Annotated in this window: 27 protein-coding genes; 9 read left to right on the forward strand and 18 right to left on the reverse strand. The window is 64.2% G+C overall.

The genetic code is table 11. From position 1 onward, the window contains the following. Positions 1-61: 61 nt before the first annotated feature. From LIX00_RS14035 to LIX00_RS14050, 4 genes are all read right to left on the reverse strand, one after another. Entirely contained in the window at positions 62-1,435 is a 1,374-nt protein-coding gene (locus LIX00_RS14035; RefSeq protein ID WP_227353810.1) for a hypothetical protein, read from the reverse strand. Next, on the reverse strand, positions 1,432-2,688 hold the full coding sequence (locus tag LIX00_RS14040; RefSeq protein WP_227353811.1) for a hypothetical protein: 1,257 nt from the start codon (positions 2,686-2,688) through the stop codon (positions 1,432-1,434). Before LIX00_RS14040 ends, LIX00_RS14035 begins: the two co-directional genes overlap by 4 nt. Before the next feature lie 95 nt (positions 2,689-2,783). Continuing rightward, entirely contained in the window at positions 2,784-3,284 is a 501-nt protein-coding gene (locus LIX00_RS14045; RefSeq protein WP_227353812.1) for a rhomboid family intramembrane serine protease, read from the reverse strand. Between the two features lie 468 nt (positions 3,285-3,752). Further along, positions 3,753-4,406 carry a metallophosphoesterase family protein gene (locus tag LIX00_RS14050; protein ID WP_227353813.1) on the reverse strand — a complete coding sequence of 218 codons (654 nt, stop codon included), beginning with the start codon at positions 4,404-4,406 and terminating at the stop codon, positions 3,753-3,755. Positions 4,407-4,431: 25 nt separating this feature from the next. On the opposite strand from LIX00_RS14050, the gene LIX00_RS14055 reads away from it, so the two are divergent. The 3 genes from LIX00_RS14055 to LIX00_RS14065 all read left to right on the forward strand — a co-directional run bounded on the left by LIX00_RS14055 (position 4,432) and on the right by LIX00_RS14065 (position 5,374). Then, the gene (locus tag LIX00_RS14055; protein WP_227353814.1) at positions 4,432-4,638 is read left to right on the forward strand and encodes a hypothetical protein; all 207 of its coding nucleotides are present in this window, start codon (positions 4,432-4,434) and stop codon (positions 4,636-4,638) included. Between the two features lie 63 nt (positions 4,639-4,701). Beyond that, positions 4,702-5,091 carry a pyridoxamine 5'-phosphate oxidase family protein gene (locus LIX00_RS14060; RefSeq protein WP_227353815.1) on the forward strand — a complete coding sequence of 130 codons (390 nt, stop codon included), beginning with the start codon at positions 4,702-4,704 and terminating at the stop codon, positions 5,089-5,091. 73 nt (positions 5,092-5,164) lie between these two features. Then, a complete protein-coding gene (locus tag LIX00_RS14065; protein WP_227353816.1) occupies positions 5,165-5,374 on the forward strand; it encodes a hypothetical protein in 210 nt (69 codons plus the stop codon). Here LIX00_RS14065 and LIX00_RS14070 read toward each other — a convergent pair. The 7 genes from LIX00_RS14070 to LIX00_RS14100 all read right to left on the reverse strand — a co-directional run bounded on the left by LIX00_RS14070 (position 5,365) and on the right by LIX00_RS14100 (position 10,210). Next, positions 5,365-6,420, reverse strand: coding sequence for a deoxyhypusine synthase (locus tag LIX00_RS14070; protein ID WP_227353817.1), 1,056 nt, complete (start codon positions 6,418-6,420; stop codon positions 5,365-5,367). The genes LIX00_RS14065 and LIX00_RS14070 overlap by 10 nt on opposite strands. A 37-nt stretch (positions 6,421-6,457) precedes the next feature. Continuing rightward, positions 6,458-6,712, reverse strand: coding sequence for a HalOD1 output domain-containing protein (locus LIX00_RS14075; protein ID WP_227353818.1), 255 nt, complete (start codon positions 6,710-6,712; stop codon positions 6,458-6,460). 92 nt (positions 6,713-6,804) lie between these two features. Continuing rightward, positions 6,805-7,449 carry a bacterio-opsin activator domain-containing protein gene (locus tag LIX00_RS14080; protein WP_227353819.1) on the reverse strand — a complete coding sequence of 215 codons (645 nt, stop codon included), beginning with the start codon at positions 7,447-7,449 and terminating at the stop codon, positions 6,805-6,807. A gap of 347 nt (positions 7,450-7,796) precedes the next feature. Continuing rightward, positions 7,797-8,558 carry a Nif3-like dinuclear metal center hexameric protein gene (locus tag LIX00_RS14085; protein WP_227353820.1) on the reverse strand — a complete coding sequence of 254 codons (762 nt, stop codon included), beginning with the start codon at positions 8,556-8,558 and terminating at the stop codon, positions 7,797-7,799. A 237-nt stretch (positions 8,559-8,795) separates the two neighbouring features. Beyond that, on the reverse strand, positions 8,796-8,972 hold the full coding sequence (locus LIX00_RS14090; protein WP_227353821.1) for a hypothetical protein: 177 nt from the start codon (positions 8,970-8,972) through the stop codon (positions 8,796-8,798). Positions 8,973-9,022: 50 nt separating this feature from the next. Then, the gene (gene speB / locus LIX00_RS14095) at positions 9,023-9,829 is read right to left on the reverse strand and encodes an agmatinase (protein ID WP_227353822.1); all 807 of its coding nucleotides are present in this window, start codon (positions 9,827-9,829) and stop codon (positions 9,023-9,025) included. Further along, the gene (locus LIX00_RS14100; RefSeq protein ID WP_227353823.1) at positions 9,830-10,210 is read right to left on the reverse strand and encodes a translation initiation factor IF-5A; all 381 of its coding nucleotides are present in this window, start codon (positions 10,208-10,210) and stop codon (positions 9,830-9,832) included. 456 nt (positions 10,211-10,666) lie between these two features. On the opposite strand from LIX00_RS14100, the gene LIX00_RS14105 reads away from it, so the two are divergent. Continuing rightward, positions 10,667-11,296 carry an RNA ligase partner protein gene (locus LIX00_RS14105; RefSeq protein WP_227353824.1) on the forward strand — a complete coding sequence of 210 codons (630 nt, stop codon included), beginning with the start codon at positions 10,667-10,669 and terminating at the stop codon, positions 11,294-11,296. A 61-nt stretch (positions 11,297-11,357) separates the two neighbouring features. Here LIX00_RS14105 and LIX00_RS14110 read toward each other — a convergent pair whose 3' ends face one another. Further along, entirely contained in the window at positions 11,358-12,428 is a 1,071-nt protein-coding gene (locus LIX00_RS14110; RefSeq protein WP_227353825.1) for an aminotransferase class I/II-fold pyridoxal phosphate-dependent enzyme, read from the reverse strand. 119 nt (positions 12,429-12,547) lie between these two features. Here LIX00_RS14110 and LIX00_RS14115 point away from each other — a divergent pair, with 119 nt between their 5' ends. Further along, entirely contained in the window at positions 12,548-12,994 is a 447-nt protein-coding gene (locus tag LIX00_RS14115; RefSeq protein ID WP_227353826.1) for a universal stress protein, read from the forward strand. A 31-nt stretch (positions 12,995-13,025) separates the two neighbouring features. Here LIX00_RS14115 and LIX00_RS14120 read toward each other — a convergent pair whose 3' ends face one another. The 5 genes from LIX00_RS14120 to LIX00_RS14140 all read right to left on the reverse strand — a co-directional run bounded on the left by LIX00_RS14120 (position 13,026) and on the right by LIX00_RS14140 (position 17,766). After that, the gene (locus LIX00_RS14120) at positions 13,026-13,415 is read right to left on the reverse strand and encodes a hypothetical protein (protein WP_227353827.1); all 390 of its coding nucleotides are present in this window, start codon (positions 13,413-13,415) and stop codon (positions 13,026-13,028) included. 46 nt (positions 13,416-13,461) lie between these two features. Further along, positions 13,462-15,243, reverse strand: coding sequence for a sodium:solute symporter family protein (locus LIX00_RS14125; RefSeq protein ID WP_227353828.1), 1,782 nt, complete (start codon positions 15,241-15,243; stop codon positions 13,462-13,464). Between the two features lies 1 nt (position 15,244). Next, entirely contained in the window at positions 15,245-15,565 is a 321-nt protein-coding gene (locus LIX00_RS14130) for a DUF4212 domain-containing protein (RefSeq protein WP_227353829.1), read from the reverse strand. Between the two features lie 165 nt (positions 15,566-15,730). After that, positions 15,731-17,404: an ABC1 kinase family protein gene (locus LIX00_RS14135; RefSeq protein WP_227353830.1), complete on the reverse strand. Its 1,674-nt coding sequence runs from the start codon at positions 17,402-17,404 to the stop codon at positions 15,731-15,733. A gap of 5 nt (positions 17,405-17,409) precedes the next feature. After that, positions 17,410-17,766, reverse strand: a complete 357-nt coding sequence (locus LIX00_RS14140) for an Hsp20/alpha crystallin family protein (RefSeq protein ID WP_227353831.1) — start codon at positions 17,764-17,766, stop codon at positions 17,410-17,412. Between the two features lie 110 nt (positions 17,767-17,876). Between LIX00_RS14140 and LIX00_RS14145 the strand changes: the two genes are divergently transcribed. The 4 genes from LIX00_RS14145 (at position 17,877) to LIX00_RS14160 (ending at position 22,239) form a co-directional block, all read left to right on the forward strand. Further along, entirely contained in the window at positions 17,877-18,470 is a 594-nt protein-coding gene (locus LIX00_RS14145) for a DUF6663 family protein (protein WP_227353832.1), read from the forward strand. 48 nt (positions 18,471-18,518) lie between these two features. Continuing rightward, positions 18,519-18,965 (forward strand): VOC family protein, encoded by a 447-nt coding sequence (locus tag LIX00_RS14150; protein WP_227353833.1) that lies wholly within the window; start codon positions 18,519-18,521, stop codon positions 18,963-18,965. A 107-nt stretch (positions 18,966-19,072) separates the two neighbouring features. Continuing rightward, positions 19,073-20,299 carry a molybdopterin molybdotransferase MoeA gene (locus tag LIX00_RS14155; RefSeq protein ID WP_227353834.1) on the forward strand — a complete coding sequence of 409 codons (1,227 nt, stop codon included), beginning with the start codon at positions 19,073-19,075 and terminating at the stop codon, positions 20,297-20,299. Beyond that, positions 20,296-22,239, forward strand: a complete 1,944-nt coding sequence (locus LIX00_RS14160; protein WP_227353835.1) for a molybdopterin biosynthesis protein — start codon at positions 20,296-20,298, stop codon at positions 22,237-22,239. Before LIX00_RS14155 ends, LIX00_RS14160 begins: the two co-directional genes overlap by 4 nt. Here LIX00_RS14160 and LIX00_RS14165 read toward each other — a convergent pair. After that, entirely contained in the window at positions 22,198-22,860 is a 663-nt protein-coding gene (locus LIX00_RS14165; RefSeq protein ID WP_227353836.1) for an HAD family hydrolase, read from the reverse strand. The two genes, LIX00_RS14160 and LIX00_RS14165, sit on opposite strands and share 42 nt — an antisense overlap. Positions 22,861-22,916: the final 56 nt, after the last annotated feature.

Consider the following 22,916-nt stretch of genomic DNA (forward strand, 5'->3'; position numbering starts at 1 on the left):
GCCTGAGTCCCGTTATGCTCGGTAACACTATAGAGGATATCAGCAGATACGGAGCTCTCGCTTAGATCTTATGGGGGTCGAATTCCTTGAATTTCTCTTCGATTGTCTTGATGATTTCTTCCTTGCTGCGCTGCTCATCAAGGCTCTGGGAGATGTGCTCTACAACAACTTGTTTGTCGATGACGTCAGCGTTCTTTCTCTCTAATTCATAATCCTCCGGTTCACGGTCGAACTTTGGGTCAACAACCAGATTGTACAAGAGTTGTTCCCACCGTCCCTTGTCGAGCCTGATTTTCCGGTCAATAGCATGGGTACTACGGAGCAGTAGCAGCGCCGCTAAGGCTTCTAGTTCCATGAAGAGAACCCGGAATTCGTCTAAATCCGACCGTCCTAATTCATCAAGGAAATCATGGATTTTGCTCTCACTATACTCTGGTGAGATGAATACGACTGCTCGCTGAGAAATCCCATGCTGGTACGAGATGTCCTCCGCGATTTCCAGATATTTTCTATACTGAGCATCGTCCGCCTCTGTGATTTTCGGATAAGCTCGTGTCTTACTGCTTACACTCTTAGAGTCGAGGATTAGGAGTGGGTCGTTCGAGCCGTCCCGGTCGAAAATAAACCCGAAGCCATCGGGAATTCGATTCCCCCGGTCGGCCATACCCAACGAATTGAGCGGGAAGTTCATCAGTTGCGAGAAGGCCAGCGTACTGAGTTGTTCCATACGCTCACGCTCGGCTTTGCTCCCCTCAATTTTCTCGTAGTTGATCAGCTCGCTAACGACGAATTGAGGATTATCGTGGATTTTCTGAACGAGATCTTCTGGAACTTCCTCATTCTCTGGGAGATAATCTGCCTCGACAGAATTCCGAATGTCGACGAGAGACGTGAATTTTGAGACCTTCCGTTTCACGTTCGGCGGTTGTACGACCATCGAAAGACCCCCAAACCGGTCGATAAATCGCTTAATCCCATCCCGACAGTCGTTAGTAAAGGTCATAATGCAGATGTTCCGGTGTCCGCTAAGATACTGCCCAAGATTCTGTAAAAGGGTATCGCGGTAGTCGCCGGGAACAACAACGAACGTCGTCTCCGAATCTTCGACCACAGCAAGGCCACCGTCGCGTTCAGCTTGACCCTCGATAGCGACTTCACTCAGTAGTTCCTCAATCGCTCGTGAGGTATCTATATCGAAGTAGAAGCGCTTCGACTCGTCGTATGGGTTGATGTGACCCTTAGGACAAACGAATTGTGGAGGGTCCGAGTCAGCAACATTCACTTTCTCAGTGCATTCCCCCTCGGGGCAGACTATTGAGTTGTTCTCATGTTTAGCAACAAACTCATTCCCATCCAGTTCATCCGGTAGCTGGTCTGCTGAAAACTGCTCGTTGAACCGAAACCTGAGGCTCTCGTGAACGGGGTTGGTCGTCATACTGACGCCCCGTCCTTACGAAGCAGGGAGGTGATTACCTGCTCCTCGTCCTTACTGATACTCCCCATGATGGATATTTTGGAGCCGCTGACGTGGATTTCTCGGTCGCCCAAACGAAGAGTATACTCTCTCTGTTGGCTCTTCTGGTTGAATTCCTCAAGCCTCTCTTCCAGGTTATGAGGCCCTAAGAAATCCGAAATAGGGTCATCAGTCTCAATCTCAATTCGAGTGGGGTTCCCCTCTACATTGACGTTCTCGAGTACGATTGCTGTTTGTTCTACGGAATCTAGGTCGTCGAGAATATTGGCGTATTGCTCTTTCTTCCCGTCGTTAAGCAGGTCAGTATCCTCGAGCGCCTCCTTCTGGTCCTCAATCCGCGAGGCGACGAAGTCTTGTGGTGTACTATCCTCGAAATCTGTCGGGTCAGCAAACTCGACGTCCTCCCCGAAATCAGCGTCCTCGAATAGGGTCTCTATAGCGATTCGAGTCAGATTCTCCTCTGACCGTGAGATATCGTAGTCGTACTCCTTCCGGCCATAGTCGATATACAGATATTCCGTAGTTAGCGGCCAGTACTTGATAATCTCAGTCTCCATCTCGCCATCCGCTTCGTACTTCCAATCCTCCTGCTCTCGAAACCGGAACTGACGATAACGGCTGGCCTTGGCTTCGGCGTCAAACCGAATCATAAGGTCCGTATCTTCGATTATATCTACACCCTTGAATTTGACCTTATGCTTCCGTCGTTCATTTATCTCTGGCAGTTCCTGTTCGTACTGCGCCCTAAGCTCTTCCTTGACGTCGTCCGTCAGGTCCTCAAAGGAACGCTCGCCGGAGATTTGCTTCCGTTTGTACGTCCGCTTCGTCTTGAAGGTCTTCAGCGCCTTGATAATCTCCAGCTTGTCACGCCAATCCCAGTCAATTAAATAGAGAATGAGAGACTGCTTCTCGTCCATCTCCCGGTCCGAAATATCCGTCATGCGTTCCGTATCCAACGCACGGATTCCCTCGATAATCGTAGACGACCCGATACCGAACAGCTCGGCGGTGTACTCGTGGAAGGTTTCTAATGCACCGTCTTCAAGAAGAATTTCACAGTCTGAGGGGATGTTCGTGCCGGGTATGCTTGTAGACTCAATTTCAGCCAGTCGGTTTACTTGCGGTCGAGAAAGGTTCCGCGAATAGTACTCAACGATTTCCTCGTCGTCGCGGAAATGCTGATAGATATCAGGATTCATCCCTCCTGCTGACATTATGTTAGGAGTGATTAACCGAGCGACAAATACTTTACCCTAAAGTAGAAGTACGGTCCCTATCTAAGTAGAATTCAGTACGTTGAGTTCGGCATCTACAGATTGGGCGTTTGGATGTCGTAGTAGTTCAGTACGAAATATATCCCCAGAAGTAAGCCAACAAACGCACCGAAAAAGTGCGTGACGTCGTCGGCTCCAGCCATCATGCCGAGAATTGCGGCTGCCTCTCTTGCCTTTGCGAGACCGAAGAAGACTGGAGCAAGGTGAAGTATTCGCCGGTCAATCGCGCCATTGTATGCCATTTCCAAAGGCCGGCTAATTGAGTGAACAAGCAGCCAAGTGGTGAGTCCGTAGGTTACACCGCTTGCACCGATAGCACCCGTGAAGCCGAGCGAAAGCGGGGCCCAAGCTGCAAGGTATCCGACTCCTAGATAGAAGGTGTAGAGGAAGTTTCGATTATATTCATACTCTAGATAAGCTCCTGCAATGAGCAGGACACCAAGATTGTCGGTTAGATGGCCGGGTCCTTGGTGTATGAATGGGCCAACTGTTGCCGCAAGAATAATTTTAGCTTCTCTAGAAAGAGAATCTAACAATAGTTGTGCTGAGGAATAGTCTAAAAGGTTAGCTGTGAGGACCTCTACTTGGAAGATTGCGACCAGCAGCGTGGTTAGGGTAATCGTCGCTACAATCTGATTCCGGAATCGACTGGCAATACCGATGAATTCGATAGATGAAGGTAGTACGGTGTTCTAAAAGTAGGATGCTACTTTTGGCCGGTTTCCAGACATTCTATATAATAGAGAGGAAACCGGTAGACATATAAAATAATAGTCATCCGATGGAGGTCGGATTTTCTAACCGTTCGAGCTCAGCACTCACGTTATGCGCTGCTGTCTGAATTCTACTGTTCCAGGATGAGCGAGAGAAATGAAGAGTCGGTAATAGTTCGGCCTCGGCACTCATAGGGTTCCTCACAACCGGCCGCCACGCCGGTTCGGAACGCGCTTCTCGTCATCGGCCACCGGAGCCTACACATCCGAGCACAAAAACTCCTTCACTCGCTACGGCGATTCCTCGGGCGTATCGTGTCGTTCGAGCGCCAGCGTCTCCGGGTCGAGGGTGTAGTAGGACTCCCACACCGGCGCGAGGCTCACCACGCGGGTCTCTCCGAACGTCCCTTCGACGTGCCGGTGGTAGTGACCGACGAGGCAGAGCGTCGGTTCGAGTTCGGTCAGCAGTTCGTCCACCGGATTACTGCCGACGGCGCGGCCGCCGATTCGAACGACGCCGTGCGGCGCTTCGTGCGTCAGGAACACGTCCACGCCCGACAGGTTCGCGGCGCGCTCGACGTCCTCGCGGACGAAGTGGCGGCGGCGGTCGCCCGCGAGTTCGCTCCGCGGGCGGTCGTACTGCGTCGGCGCGTAGTTGCCCGAGAGCCCGGCGATGCGCAGCCCCTCCAGTTCGACCGCGGTGCCGGCGAGCAGTTCGGGGCGGGAGGCGGTGAGCGCGCTGTCGCCGCGCCTGAGCGCGTCGATGACGTCGAAGTCCTCGTTGTTACCCGCGACGAACCACGTCGGCGTCGGCACGTCGTAGTGCAGGAGGTCGCCGACCTGTAGCGCCGCTTCTTCTCCCCTCGCTTCGGCGTCGCGGTAGGCCGCGAAGAGGGCGCGCCGGTTGTCGGGGTCGTCCGCGTGGGCGTCTCCGAGGACGAGCACGCGGCGGACTTTGCGACCGCGAGCCTTGAATTCGGCGGCCGGCGCGGGGCGGACGATTCGCGTCGACCGAGGCGCGCCGCCCGACGAGGTGGAACACGAGATGAGCGACGTCTACGAGTGGGACGCCGAGAATCCGGAGGCGTTCCGCCTCCAACCCTCCGCCGTCGAGGAGGTGACCGACGAGACGGTTCGGCTGGTCGAACCGACGACGGCGGACGCGTCGGAACGGTAAGTCCCGATGCGGCGCGCGAACCGCACCGGAATCCCTTTTCCCGCGGCCATCATTCCTCCGCCCGTGACTGACGTACTCCCCGCCGAAGCGGAAGCGTTGCTCGCCGAGGAATCGGTCATCGCGCACCTCGCGACGTGCACCGACGAGCGACCGCACGTCGCCCCGGTCTGGTACCACTACGACGACGGAACGGTGTCGGTGCTCACGACCGGGCGGAAGCTGGCGAACATCCGGAGGAACCCCCGCGTCGCCCTCTCGATTCAGAAGGACACCGACGGGCGCGCGGAGTGGATGGTCACGATGCAGGGGACGGCGACCGTGGTCGAGGACGAAGCGCAAAAGCGGGAGGCCACCGCTCGCATCAATCCGCGGTACGGCGCTCCGGAGAGCGCGTATTCGGAGAACACGCTCGTCCGGATAGAAATCGGTTCGGCGTCGTTCACCCGGTACTGACGCGGCGATTAGGTTACACCACGACCGTACTGTTCGCGCCGACGCTTTTCCCTCCGCGCGTCGTACGGCCACCGTGCCGACCGACGTCTCCGGGTGGCTGGCGGAGACGGCCCGAAACGCTCGCGGCGATCGACGAGGAGCGCTGTTGAAGGCGGGGCAGACGGTCTACAACGGACTCTGGTACACGGTGTCCTCCCGGCGACCGCTCGGAACGAACGTCTTCGAGCGGGCGTTCGTCGAGACGGACACCCGCGAACGACTCCGCGATATGGGCTACCGCTGATCGGATTCGATTCGGTCGCGCGCCGCCGCGACCACCAGCGGAAGCGTGATCGTCGCGTCGGCGTAGACGCTCGCGTTCCGCGCCGCTTTCTCCAGTTTCCCCCACGAGCGCGCCTCGTCCAGCGTCGCTCCCGAGAGCCCACCCGTCTCCGGCGGGTCCATCGTCAACTGGACGCCGTAATCGTAGGCCGAGGGCGAGACGAGCATCGTCTGGAGGACGTAGTTCTTGGGCACGCCGCCGCCGACGACCATCGCGCCGGACTTCTCGGCCTCGAACGCGATGTCGGTGAGGTGGGTCATATCCCGCAGGGCGTCCAGCGTGAAATCGGAGGTCTGGGAGTACATCCACGCCTGCAGTCCCAACACCGAATCCTGCACGGCGGGGCAGTAGACGGGAACGTCGTTCTCGTAGGCCGCCGCCGCGATTCCGGCGTCCTCCTCGACTCCCTCTCGGTCGTTCACCTCGCTGTTGGCGCGTCCGAGTTCCTCGGTCATGCGTTGGATGCTCACCGTCTCCTCGATGTTGGGGAAGACCTCAGAGCGCAGGTGGGACTCGAACAGCGCGAAGTGTTCCTGCGGCAGATAGACGTTGTATATCCTGTCCACCTCCTCGTCGCGCAGCTGCTCGTCGTGCTCGCGCATCGACTTGCCGTGCTGTTCGTCCCTTCCGTGGTGGTGCTTGCCCCCGATGGCTTCGATGGCGTCGTGGGTGAGGTTCGCGCCCGTCGTCACCAGCGCGTCGATGTGGCCGTCGCGGATGAGGTCGGCGACGATTCGGCGCATCCCCGTCGGCACCATCGCGCCCGCGAGGCCGAAGAAGTTGGTCACGTCGTCGCCCAGCATCTCGGCGTAGATGTCCACCGCCTCGTGCAGGTTCGCCGCGCCCACGCCCGCGGAGCCGTACTCGTCGGCCAACTCGCCGACGGTCATGCCGGCCCGCACTTCCGCGTGGGCGATGGGGTCGTGGTGGAACTCCTCGCGGTGGACGCGGTGCTCGTCCGCCTCGTCGCCGTCTTCGCGGTCGCCGTCCTCGTCGCGGTGGTTCATACTCGTCCTGTGAGAGCCACCGACTTGAGCGCCGCGATTACTCGACGGTGATGTGGCCGTCGCGCCGGACGTCGACATCGTAGCCGTGGTAGGAGAACGCGATTCTCTCCGGCCGGGAGCCACCCGTCAGCAACGAATCGAGCGCCTCGGGGTCGAGCACGTGGTACAGGGGAGGGTCGAGTTGCAGCGCGGGGACGCCTTCCACGGCGGCCACGGCTTCGACGACGGCCTCCGAGGGCCGTCGTCCGTCTTCGAAGTCGGTGGTGAACGGCTCTTCGTCGTCGGTGGTCATCGTATGGGTCACGTCGATGCTACCGGCGCTACTGGTTGAACGGTTCGGGTTGAGACGTTCGTGTATTTAAGTCCCGTGAGTGTGAATGTCACTCACTCCGTCTCGTACAGCGTACTTTCGAGGAACGAGTTGAGTCCGCGTCGATAGCGCGCCGACAGCGCTTGCGGCGAGATGCCGAGACCCCGAGCGACCTCCGCGAGCGTCGTTCGACGCGGCGTTTCGAAGAATCCCGCTTGGTGCATCGTGACCAGCGCCTCGTGTTGTTCGGGCGTGATGTCGTACTGGCGCTCGCGCATCTCCCGCACGGAGTAGACGCGCATGACTTCGAACGGGATTCCGAACGCCGAAAGCTCCTCGCGCAACCGACGTGCGGCGGTCTGGTCGATGAATCGGAACTGAAACTGCCAACCGTCCGCCGACCCGCTGGCTTCGAGCAGCGCGGTCGGTTCGTTCACGATGATGTCCTGTAACCCCTCCTCGTCGCGGTTCCAGACCATCCGACAGAGCAGCGCATCGTCCGTGTCGTCGAGCACGATGATGGAGTCGACCGCCGGTTCCTCCTCGTCGGTCACGGCGACGTCGTCCGCGCTCACGTTCCGCACCCAGAAGAACGGAAGCAAGCCGTCGCTGGTGGGGACGAGTTGTTCGAGTTCGACGTGCGCGTCCGGGTGGCGCTCGATGAGTTCTCCGAGCGGGAACGCATCGGCGGGCACCTCGATTTCGACGATGAAACTCATTGAGTACGTCACAGTCTACGAACGTCACCTTCTGCGTTCCGTTACCTACCAGACGCGATACAGCATCAGAAACTGTGTTGCCGACTGCCGCGAGGGCGCGCGTGGCGCGGGGTCGGGCGCCAGCGGCGCTTCGATTAGCCGCAACCCGAGGGTTCGGCTATCGGGGCCGGTCGGCGGCGGCCCGTGTCCTGCGAGACCGGGACGTGACCCGGTTGTCCCGGCGGTCCTCTCGAACCGTTGAAACCCGCAGGACACGTCCCACTCCTCGTCGTCCCCCCTTTTAATACCTCCTCTTTGGACGAAATCGTATGACGATTCCGGAAAAATCAGCGACGGTGACGGAGTAGTTACAGCCCCGTCGGTGCGGCGATGAACGTCGTCTCGAGCCCCCACTCCTCGGCGAGCGATCGGAGCGACCGCACGCCGAACGTCTCCGTCGCGTAGTGGCCCGCGAGGAAGACGTCGATTTCCGCCTCGCGCGCCTCGTGGTAGACCTTCTGTTTGCCTTCGCCCGTTATCAGCGCGTCCGCGCCGACGGCCACCGCCTCGTCCAGCCAGTCCGCCCCGCTTCCGGTGACGATGGCCACGTCTTCGACGGTCTCCGGGCCGAAATCGAGCACACGAACTCCTCGGCCGCCGGTGTCCAGTTCCCCCGCCAGCAGGTCGTGAACTTCCTCGACCGAGAACGAGCCTCGCCCCCGCTGGCCGACGTGCTCCGGTCCCATCCGGCCGAACGGTTCCCGCGAATCGAGGCCGAGCAGGTCCGCGATTCCCGCCGCGTTGCCGAGTTCGGGGTGCGAGTCCAGCGGGAGGTGGGAGACGTACAGCGCCACGTCGTTCTCGACGAGGGGTGCGATTCGGCGGTACTGACGTCCCGTCACGCGCTCGATGCCGCCCCACGAGAGGCCGTGGTGGACGACGAGCGCGTCCGCGTCCCGGTCCGCCGCCTCCTCGATGGTCCGTTCCGCGGCGTCCACGGCGAAGGCGACGCGCTCCACGTCGCGGTCGTCGGGGCCGACCTGAAGCCCGTTCGCGCTGGCGTCCACGTCCGCGAAGTCGTCGGTTCGCAGTCGGTCGTCGTATCGCTCGGCGAGTTCGGCGAGGTTCATACCCCATCGTCGTGGGGCGGACGGCTTGTATTCTCGGCTTTCCTCTCGGCCGCTGGACCCGGGACGCTCGGTTCGCGGTGATTCCGCGACGTCCGCCCCTCGTCTCCGCCATCACCGTTAAATCGCTTCGGTGACTACCTTCGCTCCCCCGTTCGGGGGACGAGCGGTAATCGAGGTGTCACGTCATGGGTAAGTTCCGTAAGGCGATGTTCGCGTGGCGACGCCTGCCACGACGGTTCAGGCGACGTATCGTGAGTAAACTACGGCGCAAGCTCTGATGCGGCCCCGCGCCGCTCGATTTTCCGGCGGGACGACGATTCCGCGATAGCTTCGACTCGGGCGGAACTCCGCGACTTCGACGAGTTCCGCGAATCCGAACGCGAAGCCCGGAACGCCGTCTGCTCGCGCAGTCACCGTTCGGAAAAGAACGCTCGACTCCCCTCGGCCGCTTTTTCGCCGCGGTTCTACTCGCTTCCGGCGTGCGCGAAGACGAACTCCCGGAGGAGTTTCCCGCCCAGCGAGGCGGCCTGCCCGTCGTCTCGGTCGTTGACCTCGACGACGTCGAATCCGACGACCTCGCCGGTTTCGGCCACGTCCCGAACCACGTCGCGTACCTCGCGGGGCGAGAGACCGAAGGGTTCCATGGTTCCGGTGCCGGGCGCGAAGCCGGGGTCCGCGGCGTCGACGTCCACGCTGAGGTACGCGGTCCCGTCGAAGTCGGGTTCCCAGTCGGCCACGTCCTCGGGCGGCACGACGGTCACGTCGGCCTCGGCGGCGCGCTCCCACTCCTCCTCGCTGCCGGTTCGCGCGCCGAGGACGACCGCTTCGTCGGCGACGTCGAGGGCGTGTCGGGTGACGGTCGCGTGGCTCAGGGGGTTACCGTCGTACGCCTCGCGCAGGTCGAGGTGGGCGTCGAGGCAGACGAAGACGTCCGGTTCCGCGGCCCGCACGCCCGCCAGTGAGACGGTGTGCTCCCCGCCGAGCACGAGGGGGAGGGCGTCGTCCCAGACGACGTCGGTCAGGACGCCTTCGAGGTAGTCGAGGTACTCCTCGGCGTCGTCCCACGCGCGGACGTCGCCGTGGTCGTGCACTGCGAGGTCGGAAAAGAACCGCCCGGTGCGGCGGTCGTAGTCGTCGAACGTCCGGGCGAAACGCCGGATGCGTTCGGGACCGAACCGCGTTCCGGGTTGAAACGTGGTGGACGCGTCGAGCGGCGCGCCCACCACCACGAAGTCCGCTTTCTCGCGGTCGGAGGACGCGCCGGGGAACATTTAGCGGACGATTTTGCGCTGGTCTTCCATCTGGAGGTACTCTATCTCGTCGTCGGGCGAGATATCCATCTCCTCGGGCGTCTGGATGGTGATGGTCTCGTACGTGTCGAGGTCCATGACCTGCGCGACGGTGTCGCTCTCGACGGAGACGACCTGCCCCTGTTTGCGGTTGATGATGGGCACCCAGATTTTCGCGTCGACCGGCTGGCTCAGGCTGCGCTTCTTCCCGTCGAACACGCCCTTGCCCTCGATTCGGGCCTTGGCGCTGCCGTGTTTGCCCGGCTTCGCCGTGCTGTAGGAGTTGATGACGCACGCGGCGTCGTCCATCATGACGTAGTTTCCTTCTTTGAGTTCGCGGACTTCCTTTTGCTCTTTCGCCATACCGCGGATTTGAGTTCGCGCCGGTATAAACCGTTTGGAAACGCCGCGCTACGGAGTACGAAAGGACGAATAGAGAACCGTGCAAGCGCCGCGATTAGAACCCGGACGGGAGACGTTTTCCGCGACTCGTACGACCGTGGCTGGCTTCCACCAGTTTCACGAACGCCGTTTTCACGTCGTCCGTTACTTGGTCTTCGCGACCGTCCGTATCGACGGTTTGTGAGTCGCTTCGGTTCTCCGTCGGAGCGTTGACCTCGGTACCGTGTTACCGGCAGCTCGGTTTTTGCTCCGCGCCTCCGTCTATATCGACGGAGGTCGTCCGGTCGGTTCTCGCGGTTCCCGCAACGACTGAACGTAGGTCATGGATAATGATGGATGTTTCTCAGGGGTCCCGACACGTCAGGCGGTGGCGGAGAGCGCGCGAGAGCTATTACCGCTCCGAACGAATCGGCAACCATGCCGGAACACCCGCTCAAACAGCGGTTCGTTCTCGATACGTCCGTCTTTCTCACGGAGGAGATACGCGACGAGGACGAAGGGCTGGAATCGGCCGTCGACCGACTCCTCGACGCTATCGCCACGGCGAAACTCTCGCTCAACATCTCCTGTTACATCCCGCCTTCGGTTCACGACGAACTCACCGCCGTTCTTCGCGAGCGCGACGTGGCAGAACCCGTCCTCTCGAAACTCGAAACGTGGGTCATCAAGAAGAACCCCGCTCGCTTCGAGGTGATGATTCCGGCCGAACTCGTCTACCGGTTCATCGACGAGATGAGCGGTCGCGTCGACCGCGGCTTGCGCGTCTCCGAGAAGGCCGTCCGGGAAGCCTTCGACGACGGGGAGGCCGACGTCGGGTCGGTCATCGCCGACCTGCGAAGCGAGTACCGGTCGACGCTCCGCCGGGGCGTCCTCGATTCCCGCGAGGACTTCGACCTGCTCATCCTCGCACGCGAACTGGACGCGGGCGTCGTCACCGAGGACACGGGAATCGTCAACTGGGCCGAGGACTTCGGCCTGCGCTACCTCCGCGGACGCGACTTCCCCGCCCTCCTCGAAGCGTACATCGAGGCCAGCCGAGACGCGTGAATCGGCGTTTTCGGGGTTCCTCCGTCCTCGTCACGTCTCCGACAACACCGGTTCGGTCGTCTCACTCCCGCCGATCGAGGAACGCCGACACCCGCGATAGTCCCGCTTCCAGTTCGTCCGCCGGAAGCCCGAACCCGATTCTGAAGTACCGGTCGTAGCCGAACAGGTTCCCCGGCGCGAGCACGACGCTCTCCTCCTCGACGACGCCGCGACAGAACGCCTCGCCGTCCTCGAACGAGTCGGGAATCCGGACGAACCCGTTCACGCCGACCGGGTCGTACCAGTCGAGACCGTGCGATTCGACGAACTCCCCCACCCGATTTCGGTTGCGCTCCGCGAGGTCGCGGTTCTCGGCCAGTATCTCCCCCTCCTGTTCGCCCAACGCTTGCCGGGCGACGTGCTGGCCGACGATGCCGGGCGAGATGGTCGTGTAGTCCTTCCACTCCCACGCGCCCTCCACGACCTCCTCCGCCCCGACCAGCCAGCCGAACCGCAACCCCGCGAGACCGTAGGCTTTCGTCAAACTCGTCGTGCTGATGCCGCGGTCGCCCATGCCGGCCACCGGCGGCAGGGGGTCGTCCGCGAGCAACCGATAGACCTCGTCGCAGAGCAGGTAGGCCCCGGCGTCCTCCGCGAGGTCGTAGAGAGCCTCGACCTTCTCCCGCGGGTGGTACCGTCCGGTCGGGTTGTTGGGGTTGTTCAACACGACGACACGCGTGTCGTCCCGAATCGCGTCCGCCACCGCGTCCACGTTCAGTTCCCACTCCGGCGGTTCGAGCCACACGCGGCTCACCTCCCCCATCGCCTCCGGGACGGCGTGAAGCGCCTGGTAGGTGGGCGTGACGACCACCGAGTGCCCCCCGTCCCCGAGCAGGGAGCAGAACGTCAGAAAGTTCGCCTCCTGCGTTCCGCAGGTGAAGAGCACCTCGTCGGCGCTCCGGTCGTAGCGCTCGCCCACCTCGGCGCGGAACTCCGGGTCGCCGTTCGTCGGAATGACGTAGTCCAGTTTCCCCGGGTCGAGGTCGAAGCGGTCGGCGTCCAGGCTCCTGATGCCGCTCTCTGCGAGCATGATGTCCGCCTCGTGTTCGTACTCGGCGAACCAGCGTTCGAGGCCGAAGGGTTCGATGTGCATCGTCGGGGGGTTCGTCGTGAGACGCGAAAAGCTACCGGATGGCGACTCGCGGCGGGCGCAGGCTCGGACTGACAGCCTCTTGAAGATAACGATAAATCGTCTAAAATCCATCTAGACGTATGTTCCGAACCGTCCTCTTCCCGACCGACGGCAGCGAGCAGACCGAGGCGGCGCTGGAGACGGCGCTCGACGTGGCTAGCCAGTACGGGGCGACGCTTCACGCGCTGTACGTCGTCAACACGGCCGGTATCGCCACGGGCGACCCGGACTCTCGGCGACGGATCGTCGAGACGTTCGAGAACCGCAGCGACGAGGCGGTCGAGGCGGTCGCGGAGGCCGCCGCCCAAGCGGGCGTCGACTGCACCACGGCGGTCGCCCGCGGCGCGCCTGCCGACGAGATTCTAGACTACGCCGAGGACGAGGGTATCGACCTCGTCGTGATGGGGACCCACGGCAGAACCGGTCTCGGGCGATTCCTCCTCGGCAGCGTCGCCGAGCGCGTCGCGAGACACTCGACGACGCCCGTCATGCTGGTTCGAAGCGGCGCGAACGAGCAGCGAGCGTAAGAGGACGCAAAAGCGCGGAGAGCCGACGGGTTCAGTCGTCGGTCGATTCCTGCTGGATGAGTCCGGAGCCGAGCCACGCCGCCAGCGCGAAGACGATGTAGATCGCGCGTTCGCTCCGAGCGCCTTCGAGGAACACCTGGAGCGCGATGCCGATGCCGAGCGCCGGAATCGTCAGCATGAGCGTTCGGAAGATGCGCTCCCGGCCCGTCTCCATCGGGAGCGGCCACACCTTGCCGAAGGCGATGCCGAGCCAGACTCCGGCGAAGACGACCGCGACGATGACGACCAGGTCGCCGGGCGTCGGGAACGCGAGTTCCCACGCGTAGTGCGCCGCGACGTAGAACGCGAACAGGAACACCGAGATGCCGAGCGTCCTGCGAATCGACAGCAGTGCGAGTGCTTTCGGCTCGGGCGCGGGCATCGATGCGGATATCATTCGGGTCATTGATAAAAAGGGCGTCGAATCCTCAGTCGTCGGTTTCGGAGGCGTGGTCCGCTTCGGCCGCCGACCCCTTCACGTAGACCGGCGACTCGGCGGAGCCTCGCGGCAGGCGAATCTCCTCGACCATGTCCTCTATCTCGTCCGGCGGCGGCGGCGTGAACCGCGACACCGTGAACGCGACGGCGAAGTTCAGTATCGAACCGACGAGCCCGATACCCTGCGCTTCGATGCCGAAGAACGTTCCCATCAGCGGCTCTTCGAGGCCGAGCACGACGTGGGCTCGCATCATCACGACCATGATGAGCGTGAACACCAGGCCGACGACCAGCCCCGAGACGGCACCCTCCTTGTTCATCCGATGGTCGAAGATGCCCAACAGGATGACCGGGAACAGGCTCGCGGCGGCCAGTCCGAAGGCGATGGCGACGACCTCCGCGACGAATCCCGGCGGGTAGATGCCGAACAGCGCGGCGACCGCCGCGGCCACGAGGATGACGACGCGCGCCACGATGAGTCGCTCGCGCTCGCTGGCGTCCTCCCGGAGGATGCGGTAGTAGATGTCGTGCGATACGGCGCTGGACATGGCGATGAGCAGCCCGTCCGCGGTCGAAATCGCGGCGGCCAGTCCGCCCGCGGCGACCAGCGCGATGACGATCGGCGATAGTTGTGCGACCTCGGGCGTCGAGAGAACGATGATGTCCGGGTCGAGCACCACTTCGCTCGCCTGCGCGGTGAGGCTCTGGGACATCTGGATGACGCCGTCCCCGTTCTTGTCGGTGATGGTGAGCAGGCCGGTCTCGGACCACCGCTGCACCCACGGGATGCTCTGGGCCTCCGCGATGGAGCGCCCGTCGAGCGTTCGAATCAGGTTGAACTTGGCGAAGATGGCCAACACCGGCGCGCTGAGGTAGAGGATGGCGATGAACAGCAGCGCCCATCCGACCGACTTGCGCGCGTCGGACGCCTTCGGAACCGTGTAGAAGCGCATGATGACGTGGGGGAGACCCGCCGTCCCGATCATCAGCGTGAGCGTGATGGTGAACACCTGTAACATCGTGTAGTTCTCGAACGGCACGATGTAGCGCCCCATCTGGATGTCCGACTGTAGCTGCGAGAGTTGGACGGCGATGTCGTCGGTGACGAGCGCCATCTGCGGGAGCGGGTTCCCCGTGAGCGTGACCGAGATGGCCACGGTCACGATGATGTAGGCGATGATGAGGACGACGTACTGGAGCGCCTGCGTCCACGTGATAGCCTTCATCCCGCCGAGGAATCCGACGAGCGCGACGACCCCGAGCGCGACGATGATGCCGGTCGCGATGTCGACGCCGAGGAAGCGCGAGAGGACGATGCCGACCCCGCGCATCTGCCCCGCGACGTAGGTCAGCGAGACGAAGACGGTGGCGAGGGCGGCGACCCCGCGCGCGGTGTTCGAGTAGTAGCGGTCGCCGATGAAGTCGGGGATGGTGTACTGGCCGTACTTTCGGAGGTACGGCGCGATGAGCAGCGCGAGCACGACGTACCCGCCGGTCCAGCCCATCAGGTACACCGCCCCGTCGTAGCCGAGCACCGCGATGAGTCCGGCCATCGAGATGAACGACGCGGCGGACATCCAGTCGGCCGCCACCGCCGCCCCGTTGGCGACCGGCGGAATGGACCGACCGGCCACGTAGAACTCCGACACCTCCGTCACGTGGGTGTAGATTGCGATGGCGAAGTACAGCACCAGCGTACCGATTATCAGTATCCACGTCCACTGGTTGACGTTCAGTCCCGCTTGGAGCGGGGTGAAAAGTGAGCCTAGCATCTCAGTCCTCCACTCCGTACTCTCGGTCCAGCTTGTTCATCCGCCAGATGTAGATGAAGATGAGCAGGACGAACGTGATTATCGCGCCCTGCTGGGCGAACCAGAACGAGACCGGTATCTCGCCGATGTACACGTTCGACAGCGGTTCCGCGAGCAGAATCGCCGCGACGAACGAGACGAGGAACCAGATGGTCATCAGTACCGCGATGAGCCTGACGTTCCTTCGCCAGTACTCCCTCGCCTTCGCTCGGCTGAGGGGTTGCTCTTCGGGTATCTCTTCTCGACGTTCCGTCTCCGTGACTGTTGGATTCGTATCACTCATGTTAACCCATGACTCGTTCCGACCATTATCTATGATTATATTAAAATTATCGCCGTTTTCTGACCAGAAAGAGAGTCCGTATTTAAGCGGAGGAAGTCCCACGGAGCGGATACAGAGCAAAATAGACGTGTTTAACGAAGTGACTGTCGTCTCCGCCGTCGTCGGCTACTCGCGGCCGCGCCGCTGGCGCATCTCGTGGCGGGTGAACTGCGGCGTCGCCCGGATGCCGCGGCGCTTGCGGAACGACTGGTAGAGCAGTCCGACGAGCGCCAGCGAGACGACCGCGGCGACGATGGCGCCGCGAAACGCTTCGGTGGCGTAGAGGAACGCGGTCGAGAACAGCGTCACCGAGAGCACCATCCCGTAGACGAGTCGCTTCGCCAGCAGGTCGACCACGTCGTTGCCGTCCTCGATGTCGGCCCGGACGTAGAAGTCGTCCCGGTCGACGCGGTCCAACGCCCGCTCCAGTTTCGGCGGCGTTCGGGCGAGCGACCGAGCCGACGCTTGCAGTTGGTCGCCGGTCTCGGAGAGGTACTGTTTGATGGACTCCTCGCGGTACCCCTGTTCGGTGAGGTACTCCGTCGCCACGGCGATGAAGTCGAACTCGGGGTCGAGCGTGACGCAGACGCCCTCCACGACGGTCGCCACCCGCAGGACGAGCGCGAGGTTCGAGGGGAGGCGGAGCGGGAACTCGTAGATCGTGTCTTCGACCTGCGAGACGATCTGCTGGACGCGGTACGTCTCGATGTCCTCCCCGCGGGCGTCCGCGATGGCGAGTTCCATCACCTTCCCCATCGTCGCGCGGTCGGCCTCGGGGCTGAGGGTGCCCATCTCGATGAGGGCGTCCAGAATACCGTCGATGTCCTGATTCGCCACCGCGATGTAGAAGTCCACTATCTTGCGCTGGATGAACTCGTCCACTCGGCCGCTCATCCCGAAGTCGTAGAAGACGATGGTGCCGTCGTCCTCGACCGCGAGGTTGCCGGGATGGGGGTCGGCGTGGAACACCCCGTCTTCGATTATCATCTGGAGGTAGGCGCGCTGGAGCATCTCGGCCAGTTCGTGACGATCGATCCCTCGTTCGTCCAGGTCGGCCACCCGGTTTATCTTCGTCCCGTCGATGTACTCCATCGTGAGCACGCGCGGGCCGGAGTGGCTGTCGACGACCTGCGGAATCTCGACGTTCTCGTCGCCGTCGAAGTTCGACCGAATCTCGGCGAGCATCGACGCCTCCCGGTCGTAGTCCATCTCCTGTCGAATCGTGCGGGCGAACTCGTCGGCGAGATTTTCGAGCGAGAAGGCCCGCGCTTGTCCGATGAACCGCATGAGCACGGGGAGCGACCACCGGATGACCCGCAGGTCGGCCGCCACCAACTCCTCGATGTTCGGTCGGCGAACCTTCACCGCCACCCGCTCGCCGTCGATTCGGGCGGCGTACACCTGTCCGAGGCTCGCCCCGCTTATCGCCTCGGTGTCGAACTCGTCGAAGTTCGTTCGCACCGGGCCGAGTTCGGCTTCGACGACCTTCTCCGCCTCCTCCCACGGGGCCGGCGGCACCTCGTCCTGCAGTTTCGACAGTTCGTCCACGTACTCCGGCGGGAGGATGTCGGGTCGGGTCGAGAGCAGCTGCCCGAGTTTGATGAACGTCGGCCCGAGCGTCAGCAGCGATTCGAGGAGCGTGTCGGCCCGCTCGACTCGCATCTCGGCGGACACCCGCCGGGACGGTCCGAACAGGAGGAATCGGCGTCGGTCGCGCGCGTAGCTCAGCAGGAGCGGGAGGAACTGCCACGCCACGACGAAGAACCGGCGGTACGCGCGGAGATATGCCAGAGTGACCACCCCGGCTAGCGGCCTTCGATGGGTATCGATTGCTCCGGGGCCGACGACTGCTTCGGGAGCGTGATTTCGAGCACGCCGCGGGCGATGGTTGCTTCCCCGCCCGCCCCGGCCGCGTCCGGCGGCAGCGGGAGTTCGGCGTCGAGGAACAGGGAGCGCTCCTCGCTCAGGTAATCGAACTCCCTCGGCACGTCCTTCTCGCGCCGCGCTTCGATCTGGAGACGGCCGCTCGTCACGTCGATGTCGATGGTCTCCTCGGTGACGCCGGGCATGTCGATGACGAGGAGGTACTCGTCGTCGCTCTCCAACAGGTCCGCGAACACGGCGTCCGGAAGCTCTCGCAACGCATCGCGCAGCGCTGACATGGGTGCGTGTTGGGGGGGAGGGCCGAAAAAGGGTGCGGTCCGTGTCGCGTCGACCCCCGCGTTCGAAAGCGATGCGAGCACTTTTCCCGCGCTCGGTGCTTAACCGACCCATGGCAGACGACCCGAGCTATCGCGTGCTCGCCGCCCGCGAGGCGGAGCGCCTGCGCCTGCTCGACCGGGAGACGTACGAACCGGTCGTCACCGCCGACGGCGGTCACGGCGCGCCGGTCGCCGACCTCCGACCCGGCTACCTCGTCGACGTCGACCTCGACTGGTCGACGACCGAGCCGACGGTTCGGTCGCTGTCGGTGCGCCGCCCGACGCTGTACGCCTTCGCGGACGGAATCGAACCGGTCTTCGAAGCAGCACGGGAGGCGTGGACCGACGCGCGCAGGGCGGGCGATTCCATGAACGCCCGCGTGACCCGCAACACCGACAACGAGGTCAACGGCGTCCTCTACGTCTTCGCCGAGGACGAGACGGGCGGCACGTTCGAAGCGTTCCGCGACGGCGCTCGCCCGCTCGAACCGCTGGTCGACCGGGTGAACGACCGCGAAGGGGACTCCCCCCGAGAGGTGTTCGTCCTCCGCCCCGCCGACGGGCGGTTCGTCATCGTCACCATCGCGCTCCGAAAGGGGGGTCGATTCGCCGAAACGCTCCGCGAAACCTACGACGTTCCGAAACCGTCGGAGCCCCTCGAGTAGGGCGATTCGGCACGCGGTTTCAATACGCTCCCGCTCCAAGACGAACGCATGTCGGAATCGTTCTCCGTCGAGGGGGTCGACCACGTGGAGCTCTACGTGAGCGACTGGGACGAAGCCGCGGAGTGGTACGAACGAGTACTGGGACTGTCTCCCGACGAGGAGTTCGAGCGGTGGTGGACGGCGGGCGACGGCCCGCTCGTCCTGTCGGCCGGCGGCGGAACCACGAAACTGGCCCTGTTCGAGCGCGAGACGGCCACGAGAGGGCGGTCGGTGAGTCCCCGTCGAGTCGCCTTCCGAACTGACGCCGACGGCTTCCTGTCGTTCGTCGACGAACTGGGGGCGCTCGACCTGACGAACCGCGAGGGCGAGTCGGTCACCGCCGAGGACGTGATAGACCACGACCTCTCGTACTCCGTCTACTTCACCGACGAGGACGGAAATCCCCTCGAACTGACGACCAACGACCACGAAACCGTCGCCGCCGAACTGGGATGACGGAGAGCGTCGGAGGCGGATAATCGCGGAAGTCGACGCCGCACGTCCGCGCTCCCGTGACAACTATTCCCCGCGTCCTTTTTGTCCGCGCTCCCGAATGTGCGCGTATGAGCGACCAGCAACCGGACAGGAAACGGTCCGGCTTCAAGGAGACGACGCGCGTGGCGGCGGCGCGCGACCGACTCCGAGACGCCGTCTCCGGACACGAACGAACCGAATCCATCCCGCTGAACGCGGCGGATGGTCGAGCGCTCGCGGAGGAGGTCGTCGCCCCGCGGAACGTCCCCGACTTCCCGCGGGCGGCGATGGACGGCTACGCGGTGCGAGCGCGGGACACCTTCGGGGCGAGCGGTCGGTCGCCCGAGGTTCTCCGACGGGCCGACGAGATGGCTCCCGGCGCGGCGGTTCGGGTACACACCGGGAGCGAAGTCCCCGAGGGTGCCGACGCCGTGGTGATGGTGGAGCACGCGGACGAGTTCGGCGGGGACGTCGAGGTGTTCGACGCCGTCGCGGAGGGCGAGAACGTCGCCCCGGTCGGCGAGGACGTCGATGCCGGACAGTCGCTCTACGACCCCGGCCACCGCCTGCGGCCGTCCGACCTCGGGATGCTGAAATCGGTGGGCGTCCGCGAGGTGACGGTGTACGACCGCCCGCGCGTCGCCGTGATTCCGACCGGCGAGGAACTGGTCGAGTCCGACCCGGACCCCGGGGAGGCGGTCGAGACGAACGGTTTGACCGTCTCGCGCTTCGTCGAACGCTGGGGCGGCGAGGCGACCTACCGCGACGCGGTGACCGACGACGAGGACGCGCTCCGCGAGGCGGTCGAATCGCACCTCGACCACGACGTCGTCGTCACGACCGGCGGTTCCTCGGTCGGCGAGCGGGACCTGCTCCCCGAGGTCGTCTCGGAGATGGGCGAGATTCTCGTCCACGGCGTCGCGCTGAAACCGGGCCACCCCGTCGCGCTCGGAATCGTCGACGGGACGCCCGTCGTGATGCTTCCCGGCTACCCGGTCGCCTGCATCGTCAACGCGGTGCAGTTCCTCCGTCCCGCGCTGAAGCGGGTCGGCCACCTCCCGCTCGAGGCGATGCCGACCGCGACCGCGCGACTCGGACGCAAGATTCGGAGCGAACCCGGCGTTCGCTCGTTCGTTCGGGTCGGGCTGACGGACGAGGGGGACGAGGAGCGCGTCGCGACGCCCACGCGCGCCAGCGGTTCCGGCGTCCTCTCCAGCGTCGCGCTGGCGGACGGCTGGGTCGAGGTCTCCGAGGAGCGCGAGGGGATTCCCGAAGGCGAGACCGTCGAGGTTGCGAACTGGGAGTGGTCGGCGTGACCGAACGAAAGGAGTTCCGCGACCTCGCGGAACCGGAGGAGGCGCGCGAGGCCATCGCGTCGCTCGACCTCGCCCCCGACGCGGAGCGCGTTCCGCTCTCGGACGCACGCGGTCGGGTGCTGGCCGAGCGACTGGACGCCGACCGCGACGTTCCCGGGTTCGACCGCGCGAGCATGGACGGCTACGCGGTGCGGGCGCGGGACACCTTCGGGGCGGACGAAGCGGACCCCGTCGTCCTCGACCTCGTCGGGACGGTGCACGCCGGCGAGAAACCCGGCGTCGAAGTCGGCGCGGGCGAAGCGGTCGAGATATCGACCGGCGCCGTGATGCCCCCCGGCGCGGACGCGGTGGTGATGGTGGAGCGGACGGACGAGCGCGAGTCGGGCGTCGAAATCCGCACCGGCGTCGCGCCCGGCGACCACGTCATGCTCGCGGGGGCGGACGTGGCGGCGGGCCAGCGCGCGCTCGGCCCCGGAACGCGGCTCACGCCGCGCGAAATCGGCCTGCTGTCCGCGCTCGGGGTCGAGGAGGTTCCCGTCCGCGGGAAACCTCGCGTCGGCATCGTTTCGACGGGCGACGAACTCGTCCGGCCCGGAAACCCCCTCTCCGACGGGGCGGGGCAGATTTACGACGTGAACAGCTACGCCATCGCCGCGGCGGTCGAGGAGGCGGGCGGCGAACCGGCGCTCTACCCCCACGCGGGCGACGACTACGACGAGATGGAGCGCCTGCTGTCGGAGGCCGCGGAGGAGTGCGACCTCGTGCTCTCGTCGGGTTCGACGAGCGCCAGCGCGGTGGACGTCATCTACCGCGTCATCGAATCGCGGGGGGAACTCCTGCTCCACGGCGTCGCCGTCAAACCCGGCAAACCGATGCTCGTCGGGCGGTTCCCCGAGTCGGCCTACGTCGGCCTGCCGGGCTACCCCGTCTCAGCGCTCACCATCTTTCGGACGTTCGTCGCGCCGGCCGTCCGCGACGCGGCGGGCGTGCCCGAACCGACCACGGCGACCGTCGACGCCCGGATGGCGGTCGAGGAACGCTACGGCGAGGGTCGGATGCGGCTCATGCCGACCGGGCTGGTCGAGGACGCGCAGGGGCGGACGCTGGCCTATCCGGTCGACAAGGGGAGCGGAGCCACGACCAGCCTCGTGGAAGCAGACGGCGTGGTGACCGTTCCGCCGGACACCGCCTACCTCGGCGCGGGCGAAGCGGTCGAGGTGCGGCTGTTCTCGCCCGACGTGCGCCCGCCGTCCGTCTTCGGCGTCGGCGAGGACGACCCCGCGTTCTCGCGCCTGCTCGACCGCATCGACTCGCCGCGCTATCTGGCGGTCGGCGGTCGGGAGGGGCTGCGCCGACTCCGAAACGGCGTGCCGGACTTCGCGGTCGCGACCCGCGCCGAACGACCGCCGGCGGACGAGGCGGACGAGGCGGGCGGCGGAGCGGCGGAAACCGACGCGAGCGACGCGACCGAGGGGACCGAACTCGCGTCCTACCGCCGCGAGTGGGGGCTCGTCGTCCCCGCCGGCAACCCCGAGGGAATCGAGGGGCTGGATTCCCTCGTCGACCGCGACCTGCGCTTCGTCAACCGGGGGACGGACTCCGGCCTGCGGACGACGCTGGGGAGCGCGCTCGCCGACCTCGCCGACGAGCGCGGGACGACGCGCCGGGAACTCGTCGAGTCCGTCTCCGGGTTCGAACTCGCGGCCAAGGCGCACGAGAGCCCGGCTCGGAAGGTCGCCGCGGGCGACGCCGACGCCGGACTCGGCCTGCGCTCGACCGCGGCGAAACTCGGCCTCGAATTCGTCTCGCTCGGCGAGGAGCGAGTGCGGGTGCTGGCGAATCCGGAGCGCGAGAGGAAGGAGGGCGTCGAGGAACTCGCGGACGCGCTCGATTCGGAGTTAGTCGGTGTACTCGAAGGCTTGCCCGGCGTTCGACCATAGCTCGTCGAACGTGCTCACGCGGTAGTCGCCGAGCACGCACTGGTTTCGGCGGTGAGGGTCGTGGCGTTCGACGTGGACCGCGTCGAGTCCGGCGTTCCACGCCGCGCCCACGTCGTTCGCTCCGTCGCCCGCGAGGATACCGCGGTCGTTCTTCCCGACGCCCAGTCCGGCCATCGCGTGCTCGACCGGCGCGGGGTCGGGTTTCCAGCCCAACTGCTCGTCGCAGCAGACGATCACGTCGAACCAGTCCCGGATGTCGAGCGTGTCGATGACCGGTTCGGTGAGGAACCGCTGGCAGTGGGTGACCAGTCCGACCGGACAGTCGAGGTCGGCGACGAAGGCGGCGTCGTCGTAGAGGAACGTGTTCTCGGCCCGCAGTTGCGGGTCTTCGATGGCGTGGAAGGCGCTCCAGAACGTCCGCGGGTCGATGCCCCACTCGCTCAGTTGCGCGTCTCGTCCGCCGCCTAATCCGTGCCAGATGACCTCGGCCTCGTAATCGGTGAACTCCCGGCCGAGGCGGTCGCTCACGCGGTCGAACACCGACCGAACGTACGACCGTTCGATGTCGATGAGCGTGCCGTCTAAGTCGAGGAGCCAGAAGTCGTACTCGCGGCCGACCATTAGGGTTCCTCTAGTACTGCTCCTTCGTTTATAAACCTTCGTCCGAAACGACGGTC

Origin of the sequence: Haladaptatus salinisoli (genome assembly GCF_020614375.1) — an archaeon.
GTDB lineage: Archaea > Halobacteriota > Halobacteria > Halobacteriales > Haladaptataceae > Haladaptatus > Haladaptatus salinisoli.

Bases quoted from the DNA above. Each gene is read 5' to 3' on its own strand.
- LIX00_RS14130 (WP_227353829.1), bottom strand. From the start codon at position 15,565: ATGAGTGATACGAATCCAACAGTCACGGAGACGGAACGTCGAGAAGAG.
- LIX00_RS14125 (WP_227353828.1), bottom strand. From the start codon at position 15,243: ATGCTAGGCTCACTTTTCACCCCGCTCCAAGCGGGACTGAACGTCAAC.
- LIX00_RS14120 (WP_227353827.1), bottom strand. From the start codon at position 13,415: ATGCCCGCGCCCGAGCCGAAAGCACTCGCACTGCTGTCGATTCGCAGG.
- LIX00_RS14040 (WP_227353811.1), bottom strand. From the start codon at position 2,688: ATGTCAGCAGGAGGGATGAATCCTGATATCTATCAGCATTTCCGCGAC.
- LIX00_RS14035 (WP_227353810.1), bottom strand. From the start codon at position 1,435: ATGACGACCAACCCCGTTCACGAGAGCCTCAGGTTTCGGTTCAACGAG.
- LIX00_RS14150 (WP_227353833.1), top strand. From the start codon at position 18,519: ATGTCGGAATCGTTCTCCGTCGAGGGGGTCGACCACGTGGAGCTCTAC.
- speB (WP_227353822.1), bottom strand. From the start codon at position 9,829: ATGTTCCCCGGCGCGTCCTCCGACCGCGAGAAAGCGGACTTCGTGGTG.
- LIX00_RS14145 (WP_227353832.1), top strand. From the start codon at position 17,877: ATGGCAGACGACCCGAGCTATCGCGTGCTCGCCGCCCGCGAGGCGGAG.
- LIX00_RS14080 (WP_227353819.1), bottom strand. From the start codon at position 7,449: ATGAGTTTCATCGTCGAAATCGAGGTGCCCGCCGATGCGTTCCCGCTC.
- LIX00_RS14155 (WP_227353834.1), top strand. From the start codon at position 19,073: ATGAGCGACCAGCAACCGGACAGGAAACGGTCCGGCTTCAAGGAGACG.
- LIX00_RS14085 (WP_227353820.1), bottom strand. From the start codon at position 8,558: ATGAACCTCGCCGAACTCGCCGAGCGATACGACGACCGACTGCGAACC.
- LIX00_RS14165 (WP_227353836.1), bottom strand. From the start codon at position 22,860: ATGGTCGGCCGCGAGTACGACTTCTGGCTCCTCGACTTAGACGGCACG.
- LIX00_RS14110 (WP_227353825.1), bottom strand. From the start codon at position 12,428: ATGCACATCGAACCCTTCGGCCTCGAACGCTGGTTCGCCGAGTACGAA.
- LIX00_RS14100 (WP_227353823.1), bottom strand. From the start codon at position 10,210: ATGGCGAAAGAGCAAAAGGAAGTCCGCGAACTCAAAGAAGGAAACTAC.
- LIX00_RS14140 (WP_227353831.1), bottom strand. From the start codon at position 17,766: ATGTCAGCGCTGCGCGATGCGTTGCGAGAGCTTCCGGACGCCGTGTTC.
- LIX00_RS14075 (WP_227353818.1), bottom strand. From the start codon at position 6,712: ATGACCACCGACGACGAAGAGCCGTTCACCACCGACTTCGAAGACGGA.
- LIX00_RS14070 (WP_227353817.1), bottom strand. From the start codon at position 6,420: ATGAACCACCGCGACGAGGACGGCGACCGCGAAGACGGCGACGAGGCG.
- LIX00_RS14115 (WP_227353826.1), top strand. From the start codon at position 12,548: ATGTTCCGAACCGTCCTCTTCCCGACCGACGGCAGCGAGCAGACCGAG.
- LIX00_RS14105 (WP_227353824.1), top strand. From the start codon at position 10,667: ATGCCGGAACACCCGCTCAAACAGCGGTTCGTTCTCGATACGTCCGTC.